Origin of the sequence: Azohydromonas lata (genome assembly GCF_034427735.1) — a bacterium.
Classification (GTDB): Bacteria; Pseudomonadota; Gammaproteobacteria; order Burkholderiales; family Burkholderiaceae_C; genus Azohydromonas; species Azohydromonas lata.
Map to the genome: position 1 here is coordinate 1 of NZ_JAXOJX010000065.1, position 20157 is coordinate 20157.

Annotated in this window: 22 protein-coding genes; 18 read left to right on the forward strand and 4 right to left on the reverse strand. The window is 70.1% G+C overall.

What is annotated here, in order from left to right:
• Positions 1 to 137: 137 nt before the first annotated feature.
• Together SM757_RS27315 and SM757_RS27320 are read left to right on the forward strand one after the other, a co-directional pair.
• Positions 138 to 455, forward strand: coding sequence for a hypothetical protein (locus tag SM757_RS27315; RefSeq protein ID WP_066343529.1), 318 nt, complete (start codon positions 138 to 140; stop codon positions 453 to 455).
• A 73-nt stretch (positions 456 to 528) separates the two neighbouring features.
• Entirely contained in the window at positions 529 to 1011 is a 483-nt protein-coding gene (locus SM757_RS27320; RefSeq protein ID WP_066343531.1) for a hypothetical protein, read from the forward strand.
• A 39-nt stretch (positions 1012 to 1050) separates the two neighbouring features.
• On the opposite strand, the gene SM757_RS27325 is transcribed toward SM757_RS27320, so the two are convergent.
• Positions 1051 to 1629: a GNAT family N-acetyltransferase gene (locus SM757_RS27325; protein ID WP_066343534.1), complete on the reverse strand. Its 579-nt coding sequence runs from the start codon at positions 1627 to 1629 to the stop codon at positions 1051 to 1053.
• Positions 1626 to 2126 (reverse strand): hypothetical protein, encoded by a 501-nt coding sequence (locus tag SM757_RS27330; RefSeq protein ID WP_066343537.1) that lies wholly within the window; start codon positions 2124 to 2126, stop codon positions 1626 to 1628. The genes SM757_RS27325 and SM757_RS27330 overlap by 4 nt, the downstream gene beginning before the upstream one ends.
• A gap of 294 nt (positions 2127 to 2420) precedes the next feature.
• On the opposite strand from SM757_RS27330, the gene SM757_RS27335 reads away from it, so the two are divergent.
• From SM757_RS27335 to modA, 7 genes are all read left to right on the forward strand, one after another.
• Positions 2421 to 3737, forward strand: coding sequence for an FAD-dependent oxidoreductase (locus tag SM757_RS27335; protein ID WP_322467800.1), 1317 nt, complete (start codon positions 2421 to 2423; stop codon positions 3735 to 3737).
• Positions 3734 to 4033, forward strand: a complete 300-nt coding sequence (locus tag SM757_RS27340; protein ID WP_322467801.1) for a ferredoxin family protein — start codon at positions 3734 to 3736, stop codon at positions 4031 to 4033. The genes SM757_RS27335 and SM757_RS27340 overlap by 4 nt, the downstream gene beginning before the upstream one ends.
• A 10-nt stretch (positions 4034 to 4043) precedes the next feature.
• Positions 4044 to 4367, forward strand: coding sequence for a (2Fe-2S) ferredoxin domain-containing protein (locus tag SM757_RS27345; RefSeq protein ID WP_322467802.1), 324 nt, complete (start codon positions 4044 to 4046; stop codon positions 4365 to 4367).
• Positions 4368 to 4476: 109 nt separating this feature from the next.
• Positions 4477 to 5061 (forward strand): Rrf2 family transcriptional regulator, encoded by a 585-nt coding sequence (locus tag SM757_RS27350; protein ID WP_322467803.1) that lies wholly within the window; start codon positions 4477 to 4479, stop codon positions 5059 to 5061.
• The gene (hscB, locus tag SM757_RS27355; RefSeq protein ID WP_322467804.1) at positions 5058 to 5579 is read left to right on the forward strand and encodes a Fe-S protein assembly co-chaperone HscB; all 522 of its coding nucleotides are present in this window, start codon (positions 5058 to 5060) and stop codon (positions 5577 to 5579) included. Before SM757_RS27350 ends, hscB begins: the two co-directional genes overlap by 4 nt.
• Before the next feature lie 31 nt (positions 5580 to 5610).
• Positions 5611 to 6048: an ArsC/Spx/MgsR family protein gene (locus tag SM757_RS27360; protein ID WP_066341619.1), complete on the forward strand. Its 438-nt coding sequence runs from the start codon at positions 5611 to 5613 to the stop codon at positions 6046 to 6048.
• A gap of 237 nt (positions 6049 to 6285) precedes the next feature.
• Positions 6286 to 7047 carry a molybdate ABC transporter substrate-binding protein gene (gene modA / locus SM757_RS27365; RefSeq protein ID WP_322467805.1) on the forward strand — a complete coding sequence of 254 codons (762 nt, stop codon included), beginning with the start codon at positions 6286 to 6288 and terminating at the stop codon, positions 7045 to 7047.
• Between the two features lie 48 nt (positions 7048 to 7095).
• On the opposite strand, the gene SM757_RS27370 is transcribed toward modA, so the two are convergent.
• The gene (locus SM757_RS27370) at positions 7096 to 7605 is read right to left on the reverse strand and encodes a hypothetical protein (RefSeq protein WP_322467806.1); all 510 of its coding nucleotides are present in this window, start codon (positions 7603 to 7605) and stop codon (positions 7096 to 7098) included.
• A gap of 136 nt (positions 7606 to 7741) precedes the next feature.
• On the opposite strand from SM757_RS27370, the gene SM757_RS27375 reads away from it, so the two are divergent.
• The 6 genes from SM757_RS27375 (at position 7742) to SM757_RS27400 (ending at position 12273) form a co-directional block, all read left to right on the forward strand.
• Positions 7742 to 8542, forward strand: coding sequence for a TOBE domain-containing protein (locus SM757_RS27375; protein WP_066341625.1), 801 nt, complete (start codon positions 7742 to 7744; stop codon positions 8540 to 8542).
• Between the two features lie 57 nt (positions 8543 to 8599).
• Positions 8600 to 9274 carry a molybdate ABC transporter permease subunit gene (gene modB, locus SM757_RS27380; RefSeq protein ID WP_066341626.1) on the forward strand — a complete coding sequence of 225 codons (675 nt, stop codon included), beginning with the start codon at positions 8600 to 8602 and terminating at the stop codon, positions 9272 to 9274.
• Between the two features lie 100 nt (positions 9275 to 9374).
• Positions 9375 to 10160: an ABC transporter ATP-binding protein gene (locus SM757_RS27385; RefSeq protein ID WP_322467807.1), complete on the forward strand. Its 786-nt coding sequence runs from the start codon at positions 9375 to 9377 to the stop codon at positions 10158 to 10160.
• 109 nt (positions 10161 to 10269) lie between these two features.
• Positions 10270 to 10698, forward strand: a complete 429-nt coding sequence (locus SM757_RS27390) for a TOBE domain-containing protein (RefSeq protein ID WP_066341630.1) — start codon at positions 10270 to 10272, stop codon at positions 10696 to 10698.
• Between the two features lie 127 nt (positions 10699 to 10825).
• Positions 10826 to 11686 (forward strand): ModD protein, encoded by an 861-nt coding sequence (gene modD, locus SM757_RS27395; protein ID WP_322467808.1) that lies wholly within the window; start codon positions 10826 to 10828, stop codon positions 11684 to 11686.
• A gap of 98 nt (positions 11687 to 11784) precedes the next feature.
• Entirely contained in the window at positions 11785 to 12273 is a 489-nt protein-coding gene (locus SM757_RS27400) for a hypothetical protein (RefSeq protein WP_322467809.1), read from the forward strand.
• A gap of 24 nt (positions 12274 to 12297) precedes the next feature.
• On the opposite strand, the gene SM757_RS27405 is transcribed toward SM757_RS27400, so the two are convergent.
• Positions 12298 to 12954, reverse strand: coding sequence for a helix-turn-helix domain-containing protein (locus SM757_RS27405; protein WP_322467810.1), 657 nt, complete (start codon positions 12952 to 12954; stop codon positions 12298 to 12300).
• A gap of 435 nt (positions 12955 to 13389) precedes the next feature.
• On the opposite strand from SM757_RS27405, the gene SM757_RS27410 reads away from it, so the two are divergent.
• From SM757_RS27410 to SM757_RS27420, 3 genes are all read left to right on the forward strand, one after another.
• Positions 13390 to 16680 (forward strand): hypothetical protein, encoded by a 3291-nt coding sequence (locus tag SM757_RS27410; protein ID WP_322467811.1) that lies wholly within the window; start codon positions 13390 to 13392, stop codon positions 16678 to 16680.
• A gap of 120 nt (positions 16681 to 16800) precedes the next feature.
• Positions 16801 to 18621, forward strand: coding sequence for a type I secretion system permease/ATPase (locus SM757_RS27415; protein WP_322467812.1), 1821 nt, complete (start codon positions 16801 to 16803; stop codon positions 18619 to 18621).
• The gene (locus SM757_RS27420) at positions 18618 to 20000 is read left to right on the forward strand and encodes an HlyD family type I secretion periplasmic adaptor subunit (protein WP_322467813.1); all 1383 of its coding nucleotides are present in this window, start codon (positions 18618 to 18620) and stop codon (positions 19998 to 20000) included. The genes SM757_RS27415 and SM757_RS27420 overlap by 4 nt, the downstream gene beginning before the upstream one ends.
• Positions 20001 to 20157: the final 157 nt, after the last annotated feature.

Here is a 20157-nt window from a genome sequence, read left to right on the forward strand (position 1 = left end):
TATCCGCTGATCCACAGCGGCACGACGGGCAGGGCAGGGGGCATCGGTACGCTCCTCTGTTCTCTCCTCAGGCCGGCGGGCCGCGCTGTGCGCAGCGGCCCGCCCGGCTGGTCCGAGATTCTTGAAGAGAGGTTGTGATGACACCGGTACTTGTCAAAACCACGCTCGATGGCCGCAAGGTCGAGGTGATCGGACGATACATCTGCCTGGACGGCCAGCCCGAGGCAGATTCGCTCGTCGCGATGGACGAGCACCCCAATCGCCAGGCGATATTGCGCTCCGTGCCCAAGGCCACCCATGTTGCCGGCCGGCTGCCGCTGACCATGGCCGAAGCGTCCGTGGCGCAGGCCGCGCTGCGCAAGGCTACCGACGAGTTTGACGGCACCCCGCACGCCGTCTCCGAGCGCCTGCGCAAAGCCGTATGGCAAAAGGTTTTTGCCGAAGGCGCCGAGTGATCGTCGTGCCCTTGCCCCATCGCCACGCCGGCGCCCAGCCGGTCGAAGCCACAGCAATGCAGGAGGCACGGCCATGATTTTCGTTCTTGAGATTCCCCCGCAGGCCGAGCCCAGGTGCTGGTTCGCCTACGACGGCGACGACCTGCTGCGCAAGGTCGCGGCCGATGATGCGCTGCAGGAATGGGAGATCCACGACTGCGCCACGCCGCGCGAGTTGCTGGAGATGTTCGACGCCAGCCCCGAGACGGCGGGCGTGGCTGAGAAATACCCCGGCATTTGCGCCATGGCCGAGGAATACGGCTGGGACAAGCCGCTGTACCGCGCGGACCACCTGCAGGAGCCCGGCAGCTACCGGGAGGAGCCGGTGACGCCCCAGCAGGCCAGCGAGGCTGCGCTGCGTGCCCGCGGCGACTGCCGCATCTACTGGAGCGAGGCCGAAGCCACGGCCGCGTTCGAGCGCGCCAACGATCCCACCTGGGCCGGCTCCGGCTGGCGCGCCCGCTGGTCGCTGCGCGCACAACTCATCGCCACCGAAGTCCTGGCGGACGACCTCTGAGCGCCCCGGGGCGCCACGCCCCGGCTCACGCTGTGCCCATCAAGGCGCCTTGTGCGGCCGCCGCGTGCGCGCGTAAATCCACACGTCCCGCGGCGTGGTGGAGACGTTGGGGTGCAGGGTATGTGCCACCAGCCGCCCCTCGCAGCTCAAGCCCAGCGCCTGCAGCAGGCGAATGGAAGGGGTGTTGTCCACGTCGCACAGCGCGTCCACGCGCCAGATGAGCGCCTGCTTGAACGCATGTTCCAGCACGGCCGACACGGCCTCGCGCATCAAGCCCTGCCCCTGGAATGCCGGCGCCAGCACGTAGCCCAGGCGCCAGTGGAACACCGGCGGCTCGAAGGACTGCGCCACCAGTTGCACCTGCCCAATCGGCCCCGCGTCGCCATGCGCCAGCATCCACGTGCACGCCGTGCGCTTGAGCCAGCGGGCGTTGTCCCAGTCCAGCATGCGCTGCGTGAAGGCGACGTCGGCATGCGGCTTCCAGCCCAGGTAGCGCAGCGTGTGGGCATCGCGAGCCCAGCGCTCGAACATCAGCGGTGCGTCGCCCGGCCGCGGCTCGCGCAACTGCAGGCGCGGCGTCTGCAGGGAGCGTGAGAGCGTGACGGCCGGGATGCTCATCGGCCCTGTCGCGCGGCGTCGGCCGCGTGCAGCAGCGACATCGTGACCTCGCTGCCGGTTTGCGCCTGCGGGTCCAGCTCGTGGAGCTTGGCCAGCAGCTCGCGCGCCATGTCGGCACGGTCGCTGCGCAGGTGTATGAACGAAAGCGCCTTGAGCGTGAACAGCCAGAAGCGCTGCGGCCCATCCTGGCTGAAGTCCACATGCGCCGCCGGCATGACGGCACGCCAATCCTGCGCCAGGCCGCCCTGGCCCGCGGCCTCCTGCAGCCCGCGCCAGGCCGCGCGCTCGGCCAGCTCGAACTCGCGCCGCCCGGCGTGGTGCTTGTAAAGCGCGTAGTAGATGGCCAGGCAGCCGGGGGCCAGGGCCTGGGCCGTCCACAGCAGCGGCGAACGCTCGGCCGCCGGCGCCTCGGCGGCCTGGTGCAGCAGGTCGCGCACGGGGGCGGGAACGTCGCCGCCGAAAAATTCGTCTGAAGCAGTGCCTGTGAAAAGGTTCATGGTCTGGGCCTTGTGCATCATCAAGGGCGCCGCTCGCATGCATTTGCAGTGCCAATCATCGCACGCCCGCACGGGTACGCCGGCCGGCCCCGGAGCGTGCGTCGCACATGCGACAAAGCCGACAGAAGCGGTCGCGTTTGGGGCACGTCAAGGCGGCTTCGTGAAAACACCATTGCCCAAAAATAGCCTGTCACGCAGGCATTTCCCAGGGACAAGCCACTTGGCACGCTCCATGCGAATACCCGCTCGCAACGGTTGTTGCACAGGTGCCGATCTCTCTGGAAGGACGCGACAATGGCCAAGCATGCCAAGGAAAAGTTCGATGCGATCGTCGTAGGCGCAGGCGCGTCGGGCAACGCCGCCGCCTACACCATGGCCAAGGCCGGCCTGAAGGTGCTGCAGATCGAGCGCGGCGAGTACCCCGGCAGCAAGAACGTGCAGGGCGCCATCCTGTACGCCAACGCGCTGGAGAAAATCATCCCGGACTTCCGCGATGACGCGCCGCTGGAGCGCCACATCATCGAGCAGCGCATCTGGGTGCTGGACGACAAGTCCTTCGTCGGCACGCACTACCGCAGCGACGACTACAACAAGCCGCCCTACAACCGCTACACCATCATCCGCGCGCAGTTCGACAAGTGGTTCTCGTCCAAGGTGCGCGAGGCCGGTGCGCTGCTCATCTGCGAAACCACCGTCGAAGAGCTGCTCATGGACGGCAAGCGCGTGGTGGGCGTGCGCTGCGACCGCATCGGCGGCGAGGTGTATGCCGACGTGGTGGTGCTGGCCGACGGCGTGAACTCCACGCTGGCGCGCAAGGCCGGTCTGCACGGCGAGATCAAGGCCGACAACGTGGCGCTGGCGGTCAAGGAGATCCTCTTCATGCCCGAGGAGGTCATCCAGCAGCGCTTCAACATCAAGGACGAGGAGGGCGTGGTCATCGAGATGATGGGCACGGTCACCGAGGGCATGGTGGGCACGGGCTTCCTCTACACCAACAAGGACTCGCTCACCATCGGCATCGGTTGCATGCTCTCCGACTTCAAGGCCAACCCGCAGCGCACCGCGCCTTACGCGCTGCTGGAAAGGCTCAAGAAGCACCCGAGCATCGCCCCGCTGATCGAGGGCGGCGAGATGAAGGAGTACGCCGCGCACCTCATCCCCGAGGGGGGCTTCCACGCCGTGCCGCAGGTGTACGGTGACGGCTGGATGATCGTGGGCGACTCCGGCGGCTTCGTGAACGCCGCGCACCGCGAAGGCTCCAACCTGGCCATGACCACGGGCCGCCTGGCCGGCGAGACCGTGATCGCCGCCAAGGCCGCGGGCAAGGACATGACGGCCTCGACGCTGTCGGCCTACAAGAAGTCGCTCGACGAGAGCTTCGTCATGAAGGACCTGCACAAGTACCGCGACATGCCGCAGGTGCTGCACAGCTCGCCGCAGTTCTTCAGCACCTACCCCACGTTGCTCAACCGTGCCGCGCAGACCATGTTCACCGTGGACGGCATCGACAAGAAGACCAAGGAAAAAGAGATCTTCGGCAGCTTCCGCTCCGCCCGGCGCCTGGGCGGCCTCGTCTCCGACGCCATCAAACTGTTCAAGGCCTTCCGATGAACGCCATCGCCGTCAACGTCGAAGAAAAGCTGTTCCAGAACCGCTACAAGGTCGACCACGGCCGCCCGCACATCAAGATCAAGAATGCGGACGTCTGTTCCAACGAGTGCAAGGGCCAGCAGTGCACCTTCGTCTGCCCGGCCGCCTGCTACAAGGCCGAGGGCAACCGCACGGTCACGCTGATCACCGACGGCTGCCTGGAGTGCGGCAGTTGCCGGGTGATCTGTACCGAACACGCCAACGTCGCCTGGGAGTATCCCCGCGGCGGGCACGGCATCCTGTTCAAGTTTGGTTGAAGGAGAAACCATGGCCAAGCCACTACGTCACGTCTTCGTCTGCAGCCAGCAGCGCCCGCCCGGCCACCCCCGTGGCTCCTGCGCCGCCAAGGGCGCCTCGCCGCTGCTGCAAGCCTTCTGGGGCGAGCTGCAAAAGCGCCAGGCCTACGACAAGATCGCCATCACCTACTCCGGCTGCCTGGGCCCGTGCGACAACGGCCCCAACGTGCTGGTGTACCCGGACGGCGTGCTCTACAGCGGCGTGAGTGCCGCCGACGTGACCGAGATCTTCGACAGCCACCTCGAGGGCGGCCAGCCCGTCGAGCGCCTGCTGGCCGAGGCCGGCACCTGGTAAGCGTGAAATAAGTCGCGGCGGCAACGATACACGTTCAGTACCCGCCGGGCGCTGGCGCGGATCGTGCACCCGCGGCGGCTGTAGTCAAGCCAGTTGGGGAGCCAAGGAAATGGAATCCGCTCACAAGGGACGCTTCGCCAAGGACCGCATGGCCGTGGCGGTCATGGTGGACCTGGCCATGCTGGCCCAGCACGGCCCCGTGCCGCTGGAAAGAATCAGCCAGCGCCAGCGCGTGTCGCCTTACGGGCTGGAGCTGTTGTTCAGCCAGCTCAGGCGCCACAAGCTGGTGCGTTTCACCCGCGGGCGCGAAGGCGGCTACGAGCCCGCGCGCCGGCCGGACGAGATCACCGTGGCCGAAGTGGTGCTCAGCGTGAAGGAGCCGCCCGACCGGCGCAGCACCTTCAGCGCCGAAGGCCGCGTCGGCGACAACGCCGGCAAGTGCCTCACGCAGGAGCTCTGGGCCGGGCTGGAGGAGGTGATGCACGGCGTGCTCGCGTCCGTCACCATCCAGGACCTGCTCGACCAGCGCCCGCTCAGCGCCGCCGCCGCCGCCGCCGCGGGCACGCAGCCGCCCGTGGAATCGGTGCTGCCGCGGCAGGCCATCTCGCTGCCGCGGCGCGACGAGCTGCGCAGGGCGCTGCCCGTGGCGCGCACGCAGGCGTCCAACCAGGCGCTGTCGGAAAGCGTGGCATGAACCTGGCGACCGACGACTTCACCCTCTTCGGCCTGCCGCAACGCTTCGCACTGGACCGCGCCGCCGTGGACGAGCGCTGGCGCGCCCTGCAGGCCACCATGCACCCGGACAACGTGGCCAGCGCCAGCGCCGCCGAGCAGCAGGCCGCCACGCAGTGGGCCGTGCGCATCAACGAGGCGCGCGAGCGCTTGAAGAGCCCCGTGCAGCGCGCCGCGCTGCTGTGCGAGCTGCGCGGCGTGTCCATGGACGCCCGGGCCAGCCGCAACGCCGTGCCCATGGCCTTTCTCGTGCGGCAAATGAGCTGGCGCGAAACGCTGGACGAGGCGCGTGGCGCCGAAGCCGTGGAACGGCTGGACGCCGAGGTGGCCGCCCACGAGCGCGAGACGCTGGAAAACCTGCGCGTGCTGCTGGACGAGCGCAACGACACCGCCGCCGCCGCCCAACTCACCTGGGTGCTCACCTACATCGCGCGGCTGCGCGACGCCATCAACGAACGGCTGGACGCGCTGGACGCCTGAGCAGCCCGCTTGGCCCCGAGGGAGAACGCACATGGCGCACCTGCGCTTCTACGAAAAACCCGGCTGCGGCGGCAACGCCAGGCAGCGTGCGCTGCTGGAAGCCGCCGGCCACACACTGGAACGGCACAACCTGCTCACCGAGCCCTGGACGCGCGAGCGGCTGCTGCAGTTCCTGGCGCCGCTGCCCGTGCCGCAATGGTTCAACCGCGCCGCGCCGCGGGTGAAGAGCGGCGAGATCGTCCCGGAGGCGCTGGATGCCGAAGCCGCCCTGGCAGCCCTGCTGCTGGAGCCGCTGCTCATACGCCGCCCGCTCATGGAACGCGCCGACGGCGCCCGGCTGGTGGGGTTCGATACGGCCGAGGTGGAGCGTTTCGCCGGCCTGTCGGCGCCCGCCGCACTGCCCGCGTCGCTGGAAGGCTGCGCCGCCGCGGCCCACCCGGAAAAGAAGATGAGCTGCGCGTCGTCCTGACACCGCGTTGCGCCAATGCAACGCCCACGGCCTGCCGGCCCTCCGGCGGGCCGTTGTCATTGGGCAGTCGGCCAGCCCGGCTTGCAAGCGTTGGCACATGTCGTGCATAACGGTGCGTAATGCAGTCGACTTCATTACGTTTGTCGTCAATGTCGCAAAACCGCCGAGGTGGCGGCAGGGCGCGGGCGGGGCGGCTGCAGCGCACCCATGCTTGAACCTGTCCGGAGGATCTGATTGATGAACCCGTTGCGCCGCTTGATGGCCACCGCTGCCCTTTGTGCCCTGGCTGCCGCCCCGCTGATGGCCTCGGCCCAGCAGCTCACCGTGTCGGCGGCCGCCAGCCTCACCGAGGCCTTCCGCGAGATAGGCACGCGCTTCGAGGCCCACAAGCCCGGCGCGGCGGTTCGCTTCAACTTCGCCGCGTCGGGCGTGCTCATACAGCAGATCGTCCAGGGCGCGCCGGTGGACGTGTTCGTGAGCGCTGATCAGGAGACCATGGACCGCGGCGTCAAGGAGAAGGTGCTGGATGCGGCCACCCGGCGCGATTTCGCCGGCAACACCGTGGTGATGGTGGCACCGGCCCAGGGCGCGGCGGTGCCGGCAACGCTGGCCGACCTGGCCAAGCCGGAGGTCAGGCGCATTGCCGTCGGCAAGCTCGCCACCGTGCCGGTGGGCCGCTACACGAAACAGGTGCTGGACGCCGCCCGGCTCTGGGAACCGCTGGAGCCCAAGCTCGTTTACGCCGACAGCGTGCGCCAGGTGCTGGACTACGTGGCGCGCGGCGAGGTGGAGGCGGGCTTCGTCTACCGCACCGACGCCGAGCTGATGAAGGACAAGGTGCGCGTGCTGCTCGCCGCGCAGGGCCACACGCCGGTGACGTACCCGGCCGCCGTGGTCAGCGACAGCCGCCAGGCGGCGCTGGCGCGCGAGTTCGTGAATTTCCTGTTCACCACCGAGGCCCAGGGCGTGCTTGCGCGCTACGGCTTCAGCAAGCCCTGAGGCGGCACCGGCATGCGAGCAGGCACCGGCCCCGCGGCGCGAGGGCGCTCACCAGACCTTGACGAGCTCCAGCCGCCGCAGCCCCTGCACGTAGCGCGGGCCGGTGGCCACGTCGTGGCGCGAGAAGAGCACGAAGCAGCCCTTGTCGCCGGGCAGCGGCTGGCCGTCCTGCGCGTAGGCCACGACGATGCCGCGGCCCAGGGGCGAATTGAAGATCTCGCCCCAGGAGTACAGCGCGCGGTAGCCACCGCGCCCCTCGGCAATGAGGGCCATGCGCTTGAAATCCACGCGCTGCTCGAAGGCCGGCTGCGCCTGCATGAGCAGGTCGCCCACGAACACCGCGCGCAGGGGCGGCAGCACGCCGTGCGAGCCGTCCCAGGTGCAGATGACGTCGAAGTCCTGCACCAGCGCGCCTTCGAGCGCGTCGAGATGGCGGGCCGTGACCTCCAGGGGCTTCAGCACGCAGCCCTCCACGCGCACCGAGGTGGCCAGCATTTCCGGCTCGCCCGTGGCGGACGCGGCGTCCTTGGCGCAGGAATCGACGATGGCGATGGTCATGGCGGGCTCCCGGTGAAGGCACAGCCTCGCGGGCTGCGTTCAAGATTATCCCGGCCCTGGCGGCCCAACGGCCGTGCCGCAACGCACACCGGACCAGAATGCAGCCCCCGCCGCACTCACGACACAAGACAGCCCCATGCACGACGCCAGCCTGCTTTCCGGCGACCTCAAGCTTGCCGGACGCCTGGACGCCCGCTTCTTCGCGCTGCTGGAAGCCATAGAAGCCACCGGCTCCATCAACCGTGCCGCCGCCACGGCCGGCTACTCCTACCGCGGGGCCTGGCTGGTGCTGGACTCCGCGGCCAATCTCGCCACGCAGCCGCTGGTGCAGCGCACCGTGGGCGGCGCGCGCGGCGGCGGCTCGCGGCTCACGCCCACGGCGCAGGCGCTGCTGGCGGCCTGGCGCGAGCTGCAGGCCGCGCATCGCGAATTCCTGCGCGAGCGCGAAGACTGGTTGTTGCAGCAACCGGCCCTCTGCGGCGTGCTCAAGCGGCTGTCGGTGCGGGCCACGGCGCGCAACCAGTTCGCGGGCACGCTCACGTCGGTGGACATTGGGCCGGCCACGGCGCAGGCCACGCTGCGGCTGCCCGGCGGCCAGGAGATCACGGCCACCATGACCGAGCGCGCCGCGCGGGATCTGGGCGTGGCGCTTGGGCGCGAGGCCATTGCCATGATCAACGCCTCCTCCGTCACGCTGGTCACGGATTTCGGCGGCTACGTGCTGTCTGCGCGCAACCAGCTCGCCGGCACGGTGTCGCAGATCGACAGCGGGCAAGTCGCCTCCCTCGTGTACCTCACGCTGCCCGGCGGCGCCGTGGTCACGGCCTCGGTGAGCAACGAGGCGGCGCAGGAGCTCGCCATCGGCCAGGCCGCCACGGCGGTCTTCAAGGCCTACGCCGTGATGCTGGCGCTTGGGCCGGCGCCCGCGGCGCCCTGAGCCGGTGGTGGGCGACGGCGGCACCAGCCCCTGTCGCAAATGTGAGGTTTGTCGGAAATGTCTGAGCTTTGGCAGCAATTCGACACCGCGCCGCTGGCGCTCACGCTGCGCGTGGCGGGCGTGGCCACCGCCGCCGCGCTGGTGCTGGGCGTGGCGCTGGGCTACGTGTTCGCGCGCTCGCGGCTGCCCGGGCGCAGCGTGCTGGAGGCCGTGTGCATGCTGCCGCTGGTGCTGCCGCCCACGGTGCTGGGCTACGCCATCCTGCTGCTCATGGGCCGGCGCGGCGCGCTGGGGCAGTGGCTGCGCGCGCACCTGGACTACACCATCATCTTCAACTGGCACGGCGCGGTCGTGGCCTCGGCGCTGGTGGCGCTGCCGCTGGTGCTCAAGGCCGCCAGCACCGCCTTCGCCCAAGTGGACCGCGAGCTGGAGGCCGCCGCGCGCACGCTGCGCCAGTCGCGCTGGAGCGTGTTCGCGCGCGTGACGCTGCCGCTGGCCTGGCCAGGCATCCTGGCCGGCACGCTGCTGGCCTTCGCCCGCGCCCTGGGCGAGTTCGGCGCCTCGCTGATGGTGGCGGGCTCCATCCCGGGGCAGACGCAGACGGCCTCCATGGCCATCTACGACGCCGTGCAGGCCGGGCGGGACGACGTGGCCATGCTGCTGGCGCTGGCCATCTCCGCCATGTCCGTGGCCGTGCTCGTGGCCTCCAACCGCCTCTTTTCCCTGCGCTGACGCCGCCATGGCCCACCCAAGCACGCCAGCCGCGAGCGCCTGCCCCGCCCAAGGCGCGCACGGCGCGCCGCATTCAAGCACCGCATCCCGAAAGGCTTGCATGATCGACGTTGCCGTGGCGCTGTCGGTGAGCGATGGCCGCCGCCGTTTCGAGCTGGACGTGCGCTTTGCCAGCCAGGCGCCGGTGGTGGCGCTTTACGGCCCCTCCGGCGCCGGCAAGTCGCTCACGCTGCAGGCCATGGCCGGGCTGCTCCGGCCCGCGGCCGGGCATGTGCGCGTGGGCGGCAAGACCTGGTTCGACGCCGCCGCCGGCGTGGACGTGCCGGCCCAAGCGCGCGGCGTGGGCTACCTCTTCCAGCACTACGCGCTGTTTCCGCACCTGAGCGTGCGCGAGAACGTGGCCTTTGGGCTGACGACGTGGCGCCGGCGCCTGTCGGCCGCCGACGCCGCGCGCGTGGACGAGCTGCTGGAGTCCTTCGGCCTGGCGGCACTGGCGCACAGCCGCCCGTGCACGCTCTCCGGCGGGCAGCAGCAGCGCGTGGCCCTGGCGCGGGCGCTGGCCTGCAAGCCCCAGGTGCTGCTGCTCGACGAGCCCTTCGCGGCCCTGAACCCCATGCTGCGCCAGCAGTTGCGCGAGGAACTGGCCGCCGTGCGCGCGCGCTGGGGCATCCCGGCGGTGATGATCACGCACGACGTGGAGGACGTGCTGGCGCTGGCCAACGTCGCCTACCTCGTGGAAGGCGGCCGCGCCGTGCGCGCCGTGGACCTGGACCAGGCCGAAAGCCGCGAGCTGGCCGCATCCGCCCTGCAGCCCGCCCCATCACGCCCGCCACGGCCGCAGCAGGCGCGGCTGCGCACGCTGCTGTCCACGCGCGACGCGGCCTAGGCGCAGTTCCTGCATCACACCCCCGTGCAATACCCCACGGCAGTACCCCACTGCGCTATCCCTCTTACCCCCACGGCCCCACAGCGGGCCCAACCAGCAAGGAGCCCCCATGAAAACCTCTGCCCGCAACCAATTTCCCGGCAGCGTCGTTGCCGTCAACCAAGGGCCGGTGACGGCGCAGGTCACCCTGGGCCTGGCCGGCGGCATGGAGATCACCGCCTCCATGACGAGCGCGGCCGCCGAACGGCTGGGCGTGGCCGTGGGCCAGCAGGCCATGGCGCTGGTGAAGTCGTCCGAGGTGGTGCTGGTCACGGACTTCGCCGGCTACAAGCTCTCCGCGCGCAACCAGCTCACCGGCACCATCGCCTCGCTGCAAAGGGGCTCGGCCGTGTCGCTGGTGGGCGTGACGCTGCCGGGCGGCCTGGGCGTCACCGCCAGCGTCACCAACGACGCGGTGGACGCGCTGGGCCTGAAGGTCGGCCAGCAGGCCACGGCCGCGTTCAAGGCCTATGCGGTGATGGTGGCGGTCAAGGCCTGACGCCGCCAGGGCCGCGGGCCGCGGCGGCGAACCACGTTGCGCGGTCAACGCAATGGGGCTGCCGGCGGCACGCTCCCTGCTATTGCAGCGCCTTTCCCTCCCTGCGGCCCAAGCCGCCCAAGCCGCCATGACCCCTTCGCGCTGCCCGCTTTCCGACGACTTGTTGCGCGCGTTGCTGCACGAGGACGCGCCGCACGGCGACCTCACCTCCGACACGCTGCCGCTGGCAGGGCAGGGGGCGGTGGCCTTCACAGCGCGCGGCGACATGACGCTCAGCGGCGTGGAGGAGGCGGCGCGACTGTTCGAGCTCTGCGGCGCCACGGCGCAGGCCGTGCGGCCCTCCGGCGCGCAGGCCCGCGCGGGCGACGCGCTGCTGCACGCGCAAGGCGCCCCCCGCGCGCTGCTGCTGGCGTGGAAAGTGGCGCAGACGCTGGTGGAGGGCATGTCCGGCATCGCCGGCGCGGTGCGCCGCATGCTCGACGCGCTGCGCGAGGCCGGCTGCGACGTGCCGCTGGCCTGCACGCGCAAGAGCTTCCCGGGCACGCGGGCCATCGCGGCGCGTGCCGTCAAGGACGGCGGCGGCGTGATGCACCGCCTGGGGCTGTCGGAAAGCCTGCTCGTCTTCCCCGAACACCTGCTCTTCCTGGCCGAGGCCGACCGCCTCGCGGCGCTGGCCGCGCTGCGCCGCGCGCAGCCGGAAAAGCGCCTGGTGGTGGAGGTGGGCTCGGCCGACGCCGCGCTGGCCGCGGCCCGCGCCGGGGCCGAGGTGCTGCAGCTCGAACGCTTCACGCCGCAGGCGCTGGCCGCGCTGCGCGCGTCGCTGCAGGCCGCGGAGCTGCAGCCGCGGCTGGCGCCGGCCGGCGGCGTCAACGCCGGCAACGCCGTGGCTTACGCCAGCGCCGGCGCCGATCTGCTGGTGAGCTCCGCCCCGTATTGGGCCGCGCCCGCCGACGTCCAGGTCCGTTTCGAGCGCCGCGCCGACGCGTGATCCGGCCCAAGCGGCATTCCTTCACAACCGTCGATGCCGGCCACCCGGCGTTTGCCCCTACGATTTTTGATTCGCATTCAGCAACTCACCGACCTTCCATGATTTCTGCGCCGGACGTCGACAGCCCGCTCCCGGTGGACGAGTCCGGCCTGTACCTGACGCACGGCCACACGCCGCCTTGCGGCGCCTGCGCGGCGGTGCCTCTGGACCCCGCCACGGAGCTGCCGGTGGTGGACATGGCGCGCGCGCTGGAGGACTTCGACAACGACGCCGCCGCCGTCAACGGCCTGCTGCACGACTTCCTGGGCGACAAGGCCGCCTGCCTGCGCCAGCTCGCCGCGCTGCAGGGCGCCACGGGCTCGCAGGCGCGCGCCCTGGTCCACGACCTGGCCAACACGCTGGATGCCGGCTGGTGCCGCATGGCGGCCCTGGTGCTGCGCAGCCACGAAGATCGGCTGCGCGCCGACGCCACGGCCGCCCTGGCCGACATCGCCGCCGAGGTCGAGGCCACCGTGCTCAAGGCCTTCGACGGCGTGCGGAGGCAGCTCGCGCACTGCCTGCCTTGCCCGCTCAGCGCACGGGCCTGACGCCCGGGGGCCCGGGGGCCGGATTCAGCCGCCGGACGGCGCCGCGCCGCAGGACGACGCTTCCAGGCCCACGACGAGCGCGTCCACGAAACCGGCCAGGCGCTGCAGGGCCAGCGGCTTGCGGTAGCAGAGCACGTGGCGATCCAGGCCGCCGTGGGCCTGGATGTCGACGTCCGACAGCGCCGTGGTCGTCAGGATGCGCAGCCCCGAAGCATCGAAGCTGCGCCGCACCGACTTGATCAGCTCGAAGCCGTCCAGCGGCTGCATGGCCAGCTCCGTCACCAGCAGGTCCGGCATGCGGCGCGCCATGCTCACCAGCGCGTCGGTGGCGCTTTCCACCACCACCAGCTCCAGCGCCGCCCCCCATTCGCCCAAAAACTTTTCCACCGCGCGCGCCGTGGCGGCGTTGGGCTCCACCAGCAGCACGCGCAGCGGGCGGCGCGCCGGTGCCGCCGCGGTCGTGCGTCCGCGCGTGAACTTCAGGATGGACTGCAGCGGAATGCGCCGGTGCCCGCCCTCGGTGCGCCAGGCCTCCAGGTCGCCGCGCTCCACCATCTTCTGCACCGTCGCCACCGACACGCGCAGCATTTCCGCGGCGTCCTTGGTGCCTACGACTTCAGCCGCGTCGCGTGCGGGCGCCGCGCAGGAGCCGGGGGTGTCACTTTCAGTCGTTGCGGGCATGGCTCAAGAAAGAAAAGGCGTTGGGCCCATGTTGAACTGAAAGTGCCAGGCCGGAAGAGCCCTCACAGGAAACCGAGGGACGATCCTACCCACGAACGGGGAGGCCGATGTTTCAGCTTATGTTTTGCAAAAAATGAAAACTGCACATCGATAGCAGATCAATTTTTTCGATCTCAACTATCAGTTGTGACCGAGAAAAAGCGCACGCCCAGGCTGCATCCGCTGCAGTGCCGGGGCGCGGCAGCCCCACCTGCAGCGCGGCCTTCCCGATCGGTTTAGTTCGTGAACTTTGACAGGGTTGATGCTGATTTACTCTGCAAAGAAACAACATGCATCACTGGCAAAACTGACAGACATACTCACAAACTGATATCATTTCATTTAGCTTTCAGTTTTGGCTCCAGCCCTGCGGGCACGAATCCACCCCACAAAGACATGAGCTCCAAGTTCCAGCCCAAGAAGCAAAAGCGTGCCGCCGGCCGAGCCGGCAAGGCTGTAACCGCAGGCGTCATGTTTGCCGCAGCGCAAGAGCTGCTGGCCAGCAAGTCCGTGGTGGACCCCATGCAGCTGGCTGCGCTGCCGCCCGCACCCGCGCTGGACGAAGGCGCCGCCGTGGCGGCCTCCGCACTGGCCCAGGTGGAAGCCGTGGCCGTGGACCTGGACGTGCCGGCGCAAAGCCCCCAGGCCGCCGAGCCTGAGGTGTCCGCGGAGCTGGCCGACCTGCTGGCCCAACTCGCCGATGGCGACGCCGCAGCGGAAGCCCCCGCAGTGGACGAGTCCGCGCTGGACGAACCCGTGCTGCTGGCACAGGCCAGCACTGCCGACGCCGCCGAGCCGCAAGCCGCTGCCCCCGAGGCCGCATCGGCCGGCACCGGCGCCGAAGCCGCCGCCTTCCAGATGTCGCCGCAGTTGGCCCTGGTCGGCGGGCTGGGCCTCATCGGCGCGGCCGCTGCCCTGAGCGGCGGCGGCTCGTCCGACTCGCATCCGGCGCCCACGACCCCGCCGACGCCCACGGAAGCACCCACGCACACGGCAACCGGCCGCGTTATCGACGGCCCGGTGCAGCACGCCCGCGTGTTCTACGACGCCGACGGCGACGGGGTGTGGGACGACCTCAACGGCAACGGCCAGTGGGACGAGGGCGACGAGTACTTCACCTTCACCGACGACGACGGCAACTTCACGCTGGCCGGCTACACCGCCAGCACCGCGGGCCGCATCGTGGTCGAGGCCGGCGGCATCGACAGCGAGACCGGCCTGGCCGTGGGTTCGCTCATCGCGGCCATCAACGGCAGCGCCGAAGGCGTGATCGTTTCGCCGCTGTCGCTGATGCTGGCGCTCAACCCCGGGATGACCCAGGCGGACCTGGCCAAGGCGCTGGGCCTGGACCTGCCCCCCGGCGTGGACCTGCTGCACTTCGATCCCATCGCCGCCATGAACGGCACGGGTGCCAACGCGGCCCTGGGCATTCAGGTGTTCGCGGCGCAGCAGCAGCTCTACGCGCTGGTACGCGCCATCTCCGAGCTGTCGGCCGGCGCCGACGGCGTGGTCAGCCCCGCCGAGCTGCAGGCGGCCCTGGCTGCCGTGGGCAATGCGCTCAAGACGACGGGCAACCTGCACGACGCCATCCACGCCGCCGTCGCGGCCGTGGTCAGCGATGCCGGCCAGGTGGCCAACATCACGCAGGCCATCCAGTTCAGCTCGGACGCCATCCACGACGCCTACACCAAGACGACTGCCAGCGGCCTGACCCTGGCCGGCGCGCGCGCCCTGGTGGCTTCCGGCGACACCACCGATGCGAATTACGCGGCTGCGGTGGAACTGCTGGCAGGCGCGCGGGCCGCGGCGTCGGTGTCGCAAAGCACGCTGCTGACGGTGGTGTCCGACGTGCACCACGGCGGCACCTACAGCGAGGGCGCGCTGCAGTCCGCCATCAACAACCAGGTCGAGCACTACCACGACGTCGCCGGCCAGTTGACGGCGGCGCAAGTGAGCAAGGTGGTCAGCGGCGGCGACGACGCACTGGACCTGCTGGTGCAGCAACTGCACTCCGCCGGCATCGAGCAGATCAGCCTGAGCGCCGAGCAGGTCACGACGCTGACGACGGCGCACCACGACCTGGACTTCGCCGCGGGCACCGACGTGGTGGTCACGGGCACCAGCTTCCTGGGCGCGGCCGTAGCCGGCGGCGCAGGTGTGGCCTCGCTGCTGGGCGCGGCCGACGTGGCCGTGGCCCTCACCGGCACTGAAGTCACCGCCATCGCCGGGCGCAGCGACGCTTCGCTGGACGACCTGGTGGCCAAGCTCCAGGGCGCCGGCATGGACACGCTGCAACTCAGCGCCGCGCAGGTCAACCAGCTGGCGCATTCCGCCTCGGCCCTGGACTTCGACGCGGGCACCGCGGTGGACATCGGCAGCAACTTCCTGAACGGCACGGCCAGCCAGGCCGAGCTGGGCCGGCTGCTGGGCCAGGCCGACGTGACGGTACACCTGACGCAGCAGGACGTGGACAAGGTCGTCGTCGGCGGCGACGCGGCGCTGGCCAGCACGGTCGACGCGTTGCACCAGGCCGGCATGGACGTGCTGGCCCTGGGCGACCATGAAGTCGCCTCGCTGGCGCATGCGCACCTGCACCTGGCCGCCGGCACCGACGTGAGCGTCACCGGCACCCACTTCCTGAGCGCGGGCACCGCCACCGACGACGAGCTGCATGCCCTGCTGCAGGACGCCAACGTCACCGCGCACATGACCAACGGCGACCTGGCCCAGGTGCTGAAGGCCACGACCGACGACGCGCAGCTCGACGCGCTGACCACGCACCTGCACGACGTGGGCGTGGACGCGCTGGCGCTGGACGCGGGCCAGGCCCTGGCCCTGGCCGACGCGCCGCAGCACTTCACGCTCAACGACGCGCTGCAAGTCCAGCTCAACGACGCGCTCACGCTCGCCAACGCCGCCAGCCCCGCCGAAATCACCGCGCTGCACAACCTGCTGGCCGGCGCCGATGTCAGCGCCGAGCTGGACGTGGCCGATCTGCGCCAGCTGCACCTCAACAGCACCGACGAGCTCGGCAGCGCCATCTCCTCGATGGAAGCCAAGCTCGACGCCATGGGCGTGGAGCACCTGGAGATCAGCGACGAGCTGGCCGATGCCCTGGCCGAGGCCGGCGTGCGCTTCGCGCCCTCGCATGACGAGTCGATGCCCATCGTGGGCAACGACCACTTCGGCCAGGACGTGATGGTGCGTGCCCAGGCCGACGTGGCCGGTGGCGACACCGCCTACCTGCAGGCCTCGCTGCAGGAGCTGCAACAGTTGGGCGCGGACCACGTGGAGGGTGCCGGCAGCGTCAAGCACATCGAGTTGGCGATGTCCAATTCGACCGGTACGGTGCAGGACTTCACGCTCAGCGACCTGCCGAGCTTCGAAGCCGCGGCCAATGTGGACCTCGTGGTGACAGACTCCGACCTGGCCCTGCTGCTCAGCGGCGACCGTTTCGCCGAGAACCTGCAGGCCCTCAGCGCCGCGCATGTGGACAGGCTGCTGTTGTCCGGGCACTCCGAGACGGCCGGCCAGCTGAACGCGGAACATGCCGCGCTGCTGAACCAGCTGCACCTCACCTTCGCCCAGGCCAGCCTCGACCAGACCCAGGTGCAGCTGCTGGGCCTGGGCGACGAGCCGGCCCATGCGTTGGACCCGTTCAACAAGCACCCGACGCAGAACAGCTGATCTTCGTCCTGACCGGCGCGCGGCGGCCCCACGCCGCGCGCGCCACCCAGCCCTCTTCCGGCAACGGAAGAGGGCTTTGCCACTACAGGACGGCCCAAAGCCGTCAACCGCGGAACCGCCATGCAAGCCTCCGAAACCCCGCCCCCAACAAGCAGTACCCCGGTGGGAGAGGTGCTGCAGCGGTGCAAGCGCAGCTTCTGGGCCATTGCCGTGATCAGCGTGATCGTGGAGCTGATGTCGCTGGCGCCCATCGTCTACATGTGGAACGCCTTCGACCGCGTGCTGGCCAGCCGCAGCGTGGTGACGCTGGTGTCGCTGACCACGCTGGTGGTGGGCGTGTACCTGTTCTGGTCAGCCATGGACCACGTGCGCTCGCGGCTGCTGGTGCGGCTGTCGCTGCGCGTGGACTGGGAGCTGGCCGCTGAGGTGTTCGACGCGTCCTTCCGCCGCAGCGTCGGCCGGCGCGCGCTCAACGTGCAGCAGGTGATGGCGGACCTGCTGGAGCTGCGCCAGTTCCTGGGCGGGCGCGGCGTGATCGCGATGCTGTCCGCGCCCTTCGCGCTGGTCTTCATCATCGTGGGCGCGGTGTTCCACCCCTTCCTGGCGGTGTTCTCGCTGGTTTCCACGGCCGTGATGCTCATCGCCGCCCTGGTCAACCGCCGCATCACCACCGCGGCCATCAAGGCCGCCAGCGACGCCAACCAGCAGTCCATGCACCTGGCCGGCGCCACGCTGCGCCAGGCCGAGGCCACGCTGGCGCTGGGCATGATGCCGGCCCTGCGCCGGCGCTGGCACCGCAAGCACCGCGAGTTCCTGACGCTGCAGGTCAACTCCTCCGACGCCGCCGGCGTGGGCCAGGGCTTCACCAGCTTCCTGCAGCAAAGCTTCGCCTCGCTGGGCATGGCGCTGGGCCTGTTCCTGGCCATCGAAGGGCTGATCACCAGCGGTATGGTCATGGCCGCGAGCATGCTGATTTCGCGCGCGGTGTCGCCGCTGCAGCAGTTCATAGGCAACTGGCCCAACTACGTGCGCGCGCGCCAGGCCATGGACAGGCTCAACCTGCTGCTGGCCGAAGACGGGCAGCGCGAGCAGCAGATGGCGCTGCCCGCGCCCGTTGGGCGGCTCACGGTGTGCGGCGCCAGCGCGACGGCGCCCGGCACGGGCAAGACGGTGCTCAGCGGCGTGGACTTCGAGCTGGAGGCCGGCCAGGTGCTGGCCCTGGTAGGCCCCAGCGCGGCGGGCAAATCCACGCTGGCCAAGCTGCTGGTGGGCGTGTGGAAGCCGGCCGAGGGCTCGGTGCGGCTGGACGGGGTTGAAATCTCCGACTGGAACCACGACGAGCTGGGCCCGCGCATGGGCTACGTGCCGCAGGAGGTGGAGTTCTTCGAAGGCAGCGTGGCCGAGAACATCGCGCGGCTGGGCGACGTGGACGCCGGCAAGGTGGTGGCCGCCGCGAAGCTGGCGGGCATGCACGACACCATCCTGGGCTGGCCGCAGGGCTACGACACCCTGTTGGGCGACGGCACGGGCTTCGCCCTCTCCGGTGGGCAGCGCCAGCGCCTGGCCATCGCCCGCGCGCTCTACGGCGAGCCGGCCTACATCGTGTTCGACGAGCCCAATGCCAACCTGGACGAGGCCGGCGAGCAGTCCCTGATCAACACGGTGGTCACGCTGCGCGAGCGCGGCGTGACGGTGGTGCTGAGCACACACCGACCGCGCGTCATCGGCGTGGCCGACCGCATGCTCGTGCTCAAGCAGGGCCGCCAGGTGGGCTTCGGCACGCCGCGGGACTTGTTTGCCGCCGTGGGCGCCAAGGCGGCGCCGCCCCAGGGCAAGGTGGCCGCAGCGGCCCCGGCGCCAGGGCTGCCGCCGGCTCCGGCTAGCCATCCAACCGGCGACGCCCCGGCCCGGGCCGCCACCGTGACCGGAGATGCCGCATGAGCGCGCTGGTGCAACGCCTGCGCGGCTGGGCCGCCGGCTGGAACCCCTACGACCCCGCGCACCTCACGCCCAAGGGCGAGGGCATAGAGCCCGTGCTGCTGGAGGAAAGCCAGGTGCGCCGCTCGGCCGTGCGCATCGTCGTCGTCACCTTCGCGCTGTTCTTCGCCTGGGCCGTGCTCGCGCCGCTGGATGCCGGCGTGGTGATGGAGGGCAACGTCACCGTGGCGGGCAACCGCAAGTCGGTGCAGCACCCTGGTGGCGGCGTGGTGCAGGAGCTGCTGGTGCGCGAGGGCACGCAGGTGCACCAGGGCGACGTGGTGCTCAAGGTCAACCCGCTGGACAGCGAGGCCAACCTCACCGGCGCCGAGCTGCAGTACATCAACCTGCTGGCCACCGAGTCGCGGCTGCTGGCCGAGCGCACGGGCAGCGAGATCCGCTGGAAGCCGGAGCTGGCGCAGTTTGGCGCCAGCGACACCCGCGTGGCCGAGGCCAAGATGGTGCAGCTCCAACTGCTGGGCTCGCGCCGCGCCGAGCTGGAGAGCCAGCAGCACATCCTGCGCGAGCAGCTCACCAGCCAGCAGGCCCAGGCGCAGAGCATGGTCAAGGTCATCACCGAAAAGCGCAGCCAGCTGGAGCTGGTGGCGCGCGAGGCCCGCAACACCGTGCAACTGGCCAAGGAGGGCTACGTGCCGGAGTCCAAGGCCAACGAGGTGCTGCGCACCCAGAGCGCGCTGCAAAGCGACATGGCCAACCTGGCCGCCGAGGCCAGCCGCACGCAGGCCTCCATCGCCTCCACGCAGTTGCAGGCGGCGCAGCAGCGCAGCGCCTACCTCAAGGACATAGACAACCAGCTCTCCGAGCTGCAGAAGAACCGCGAGGCTTTCCTGAGCCGCGTGGAGTCGCTCAAGTTCGCGCGCAACCTCACCGAGGTGAAGGCGCCGGTGAGCGGCACGGTGGTGGCGCTCAAGGTCAACACCGTGGGCGGCGTCATCTCCGCCGGGCAGGTGCTCATGGAGATCGTGCCCGCGGGCGGCAAGCTCATCGTGGAGGCGCAGGTGCCGCCGGTGTCCATCGACAAGGTCAAGCAGGGCCTGCCCGCCGACCTGCGCTTCTCCGCCTTCAACCAGCGCAACACGCCGGTGATCGCGGGCGTGGTCAAGCTGGTGGGCGCGGACAAGGTGACCGAGCCCAACGGCAAGGGCGAGTTCTACCTGGCGCAGATCGAGACCACCGAAGACGGCCTCAAGCGCCTGGGCGAGCACCGCATACAGCCGGGCATGCCCGTGGAGGTGATCGTCAAGACCGGCGAGCGCAGCTTCATGAGCTACCTGGTCAAGCCGCTGACGGACCGGTTCGCGCGCAGCTTCAAGGAGGACTGACCTGCCTCGGGTCTGCCGCTTTCGATTTCCTTTCAAATGCCGCCGCGCCGTGAAATGTGCCCGCTTGGGAAGGTGCGCACCTGTTTTCTCGGAAAACTAAAAATTCAATAATCCAAACTCCGTAGTACCGGGCCGGCCGTCAATATCCCGGACGGGT